We start from the raw sequence: 3,164 nt of genomic DNA on the forward strand, positions 1-3,164 counted from the left end.
ATCAGAAAAACAACCTTTACTTCGTAGAAGTAAATTGGTTAAGTTAGAAAGGGCGCACGGTGGATGCCTTGGCACTAGGAGCCGAAGAAGGACGGGACTAACACCGATATGCTTTGGGGAGCTGTACGTAAGCGTTGATCCAGAGATTTCCGAATGGGGGAACCCACTATCTTTAGTCGGATAGTATCCTTACGTGAATACATAGCGTGAGGAAGGCAGACCCAGGGAACTGAAACATCTAAGTACCTGGAGGAAGAGAAAGAAAAATCGATTTCCTGAGTAGCGGCGAGCGAAACGGAAAGAGCCCAAACCAAGAAGCTTGCTTCTTGGGGTTGTAGGACACTCTATACGGAGTTACAAAAGAAAGTTATAAATGAAGCGGTCTGGAAAGGCCCGCCAAAGACGGTAACAGCCCGGTAGTTGAAATGGCTTTCCCTCCAGAGTGGATCCTGAGTACGGCGGAACACGTGAAATTCCGTCGGAATCCGGGAGGACCATCTCCCAAGGCTAAATACTCCCTAGTGACCGATAGTGAACCAGTACCGTGAGGGAAAGGTGAAAAGCACCCCGGAAGGGGAGTGAAACAGTTCCTGAAACCGTGTGCCTACAAGTAGTTAGAGCCCGTTAATGGGTGATAGCGTGCCTTTTGTAGAATGAACCGGCGAGTTACGATTTGTTGCAAGGTTAAGCGGAAAAAGCGGAGCCGTAGCGAAAGCGAGTCTGAATAGGGCGCATAAGTAACAGGTCGTAGACCCGAAACCAGGTGATCTACCCATGTCCAGGATGAAGGTAAGGTAATACTTACTGGAGGTCCGAACCCACGCACGTTGAAAAGTGCGGGGATGAGGTGTGGGTAGCGGAGAAATTCCAATCGAACTTGGAGATAGCTGGTTCTCTCCGAAATAGCTTTAGGGCTAGCCTCGAGGTAAAGAGTCATGGAGGTAGAGCACTGTTTGGACTAGGGGCCCTTCTCGGGTTACCGAATTCAGATAAACTCCGAATGCCATGTACTTATACTCGGGAGTCAGACTGCGAGTGATAAGATCCGTAGTCGAAAGGGAAACAGCCCAGACCACCAGTTAAGGTCCCCAAATATATGTTAAGTGGAAAAGGATGTGGGGTTGCTTAGACAACCAGGATGTTGGCTTAGAAGCAGCCACCATTGAAAGAGTGCGTAATAGCTCACTGGTCGAGTGACCCCGCGCCGAAAATGTACCGGGGCTAAACATATTACCGAAACTGTGGATGAACCTCTTTAGAGGTTCGTGGTAGGAGAGCGTTCTAAGGGCGGTGAAGTCAGACCGGAAGGACTGGTGGAGCGCTTAGAAGTGAGAATGCCGGTATGAGTAGCGAAAGAAGGGTGAGAATCCCTTCCACCGAATATCTAAGGTTTCCTGAGGAAGGCTCGTCCGCTCAGGGTTAGTCGGGACCTAAGCCGAGGCCGATAGGCGTAGGCGATGGACAACAGGTAGAGATTCCTGTACCAGTGCTAATTGTTTAACCGATGGGGTGACACAGAAGGATAGGGAATCGCACGAATGGAAATGTGCGTCCAAGCAGTGAGTGTGAGAAGTAGGCAAATCCGCTTCTTGCGAAGCATGAGCTGTGATGGGGAAGGAAATTAAGTACGGAAGTTCCTGATTTCACGCTGTCAAGAAAAGCCTCTAGGAAGAGAAGTACTGCCCGTACCGCAAACCGACACAGGTAGATGAGGAGAGAATCCTAAGGTGAGCGAGAGAACTCTCGTTAAGGAACTCGGCAAAATGACCCCGTAACTTCGGGAGAAGGGGTGCTCTATTAGGGTGCAAGCCCGAGAGAGCCGCAGTGAATAGGCCCAGGCGACTGTTTAGCAAAAACACAGGTCTCTGCAAAACCGTAAGGTGACGTATAGGGGCTGACGCCTGCCCGGTGCTGGAAGGTTAAGAGGAGTGCTTAGCTTCGGCGAAGGTACGAATTGAAGCCCCAGTAAACGGCGGCCGTAACTATAACGGTCCTAAGGTAGCGAAATTCCTTGTCGGGTAAGTTCCGACCCGCACGAAAGGCGCAACGATCTGGGCACTGTCTCAACGAGAGACTCGGTGAAATTATAGTACCTGTGAAGATGCAGGTTACCCGCGACAGGACGGAAAGACCCCGTGGAGCTTTACTGCAACCTGATATGGAATGTTTGTACCGCTTGTACAGGATAGGTAGGAGCCGAAGAGACGTGTGCGCTAGCATACGAGGAGGCAATGGTGGGATACTACCCTGGCTGTATGACCATTCTAACCCGCCACGCTTAGCGCGTGGGGAGACAGTGTCAGGTGGGCAGTTTGACTGGGGCGGTCGCCTCCTAAAGAGTAACGGAGGCGCCCAAAGGTTCCCTCAGAATGGATGGAAATCATTCGCAGAGTGTAAAGGCACAAGGGAGCTTGACTGCGAGACTGACAAGTCGAGCAGGGACGAAAGTCGGGCTTAGTGATCCGGTGGTTCCGCATGGAAGGGCCATCGCTCAACGGATAAAAGCTACCCCGGGGATAACAGGCTTATCTCCCCCAAGAGTCCACATCGACGGGGAGGTTTGGCACCTCGATGTCGGCTCGTCGCATCCTGGGGCTGTAGTCGGTCCCAAGGGTTGGGCTGTTCGCCCATTAAAGCGGCACGCGAGCTGGGTTCAGAACGTCGTGAGACAGTTCGGTCCCTATCCGTCGCGGGCGCAGGAAATTTGAGAGGAGCTGTCCTTAGTACGAGAGGACCGGGATGGACACACCGCTGGTGTACCAGTTGTTCCGCCAGGAGCATCGCTGGGTAGCTATGTGTGGCAGGGATAAACGCTGAAAGCATCTAAGCGTGAAGCCCCCCTCAAGATGAGATTTCCCATTTCTTCGGAAAGTAAGATCCCTGAAAGATGATCAGGTAGATAGGTTTGGAGTGGAAGTGTAGCGATACATGGAGCGGACAAATACTAATCGATCGAGGACTTAACCAAAAAATGAAACGAAGTTACCTAACTGAAAACTTTCTTCTCTAGTTTTGAGAGAGCAATCTTTCAACAACTCAATATTGTCTGGTAGTTATGGCGAGAAGGTCACACCCGTTCCCATCCCGAACACGGTAGTTAAGCTTCTCTGCGCCAATGGTAGTTGGGGGCTTCCCCCTGCGAGAGTAGGTCGCTGCCGGGCAAT

The 3,164-nt window shown here is 51.4% G+C and carries 2 rRNA genes; both read left to right on the top strand.

The features are described from left to right. Nucleotides 1–36 precede the first annotated feature (36 nt). Nucleotides 37–2,968: ribosomal RNA gene (locus tag HCB38_RS14960) — 23S ribosomal RNA — on the top strand. A 77-nt stretch (nucleotides 2,969–3,045) separates the two neighbouring features. Further along, a 5S ribosomal RNA gene (rrf, locus tag HCB38_RS14965) occupies nucleotides 3,046–3,161 on the top strand. The last annotated feature ends 3 nt before the right edge of the window (nucleotides 3,162–3,164 follow it).

It is taken from the genome of Listeria farberi (assembly GCF_014229295.1).
In the GTDB taxonomy this organism is placed as follows: domain Bacteria; phylum Bacillota; class Bacilli; order Lactobacillales; family Listeriaceae; genus Listeria; species Listeria farberi.